This window comes from Brachyspira catarrhinii, assembly GCF_005518285.1.
Classification (GTDB): domain Bacteria; phylum Spirochaetota; class Brachyspiria; order Brachyspirales; family Brachyspiraceae; genus Brachyspira; species Brachyspira catarrhinii.
Genome location: NZ_SJDU01000511.1, coordinates 1 through 1,361 on the forward strand (window position 1 = coordinate 1; position 1,361 = coordinate 1,361).

At 34.2% G+C, this 1,361-nt stretch carries 1 protein-coding gene and 1 pseudogene; one reads left to right on the plus strand and one right to left on the minus strand.

What is annotated here, in order from left to right:
- The first annotated feature begins 103 nt into the window (after positions 1 to 103).
- Positions 104 to 1,075, plus strand: a complete 972-nt coding sequence (locus EZH24_RS11940) for a KpsF/GutQ family sugar-phosphate isomerase (protein ID WP_137999297.1) — start codon at positions 104 to 106, stop codon at positions 1,073 to 1,075.
- A 17-nt stretch (positions 1,076 to 1,092) separates the two neighbouring features.
- Here EZH24_RS11940 and EZH24_RS11945 read toward each other — a convergent pair.
- Positions 1,093 to 1,361: pseudogene (locus EZH24_RS11945) on the minus strand (Rpn family recombination-promoting nuclease/putative transposase); the annotation flags it as partial.

Below are 1,361 nucleotides of genomic sequence, written 5' to 3' on the forward strand. Positions count from 1 at the left end.
ATAAAAAATATATAGATAAAGCTATAGAGAGATTAGCGGGGCATTTGATAAGCGCCGTAATCGAATAATAAAATAATATATAGCGATAATAAAGAGTATTTTAATGAATATAATAGAGAGAGGAAAATTTACTCTGCTTCTTGAAAGCGAAAATCTTAAAAATTTATCCGAGAATTTGGATTATAATTTTGAGAACGCCGTTAATGAATTATTTAAAATCAAAGGCAGAGTCATAACTTCTGGCGTGGGAAAAAGTGGACATATAGCAAGAAAGGCGGCGGCAACTTTCGCGTCTACTGGAACTCCGAGCTTTTTTGTCGACCCAAACGAATGTTTGCATGGCGATTTTGGAATGATAACGAAAAACGATTATTTAATATTATATTCAAAAGGCGGAGAATCGAGAGAGATAATAGAATTGGTTAATTGGTTATGCAGGCAGAATATTCCTTATATAGCGATTACCAACGAAAAAGATTCCACTTTGTCTAAAAACGCAAAAATAACTTTGCTCACTCATGTGAAAGAAGAAGCATGTCCTCTCAAATTAGCTCCAACCGTAAGCACTACGGCGTCTTTGGGAATATCTGACGCATTGGCTACGGCGTTAATGGAAATAAGAGGATTCAAAGCGGAAGACTTTGCGATATTTCATCCTGGCGGAAGTTTGGGAAGACAACTTGCAAGAGTTAAATCAATCATGCATAAAGATAATCTCCCTATAATCGATTTATCCACGACTTTATATGACGCTTTATTTAAAATAATAGAATGCAAATTGGGAATAGCTATAATAACGGACGACAATAATATTTTAAGCGGAATAATAGTGGACGGAGATTTGAAAAGACTTTTAATAAAAAATAAATCGGCGGAAAATATTTTATCGAAAAATGTCGAAGAAATAATGAATAGAAATCCCAAAGTTATTTACGAAGACACTTTAATCGGAGAGGCTTTGCATATAATGGAAGGCAAAATTACAAATCTTGTCGTAGTCGAAGATACCGAAAAAGGCAAAATTCCAATCGGCATAGTTCATATACATGATATATTAAAAGTAAAAGCTTTTTAAAGAAAAATAACGATAATTCATAATTTGCGAATTTCTTCGATACTTAAACCCGTAGCTTTACTTATAGATGCATCATCCATATTCATTTGTTTTAAGGTTTTGGCTATAGAATAACTATTTTCTTTTATTCCTTCGAGTTTTCCTTCTTTAATTCCTTCAAGTCTTCCCTCTCTTCTGCCTTCTTTCATGCCTTCTTCTCGCTCTCTCGAAAGCATCATTTTTTGTCCCACTAAAAATGCGTCTCGGGCTGCATAAGCTCGCATCAATTTATCGTCCGAAGTAAATC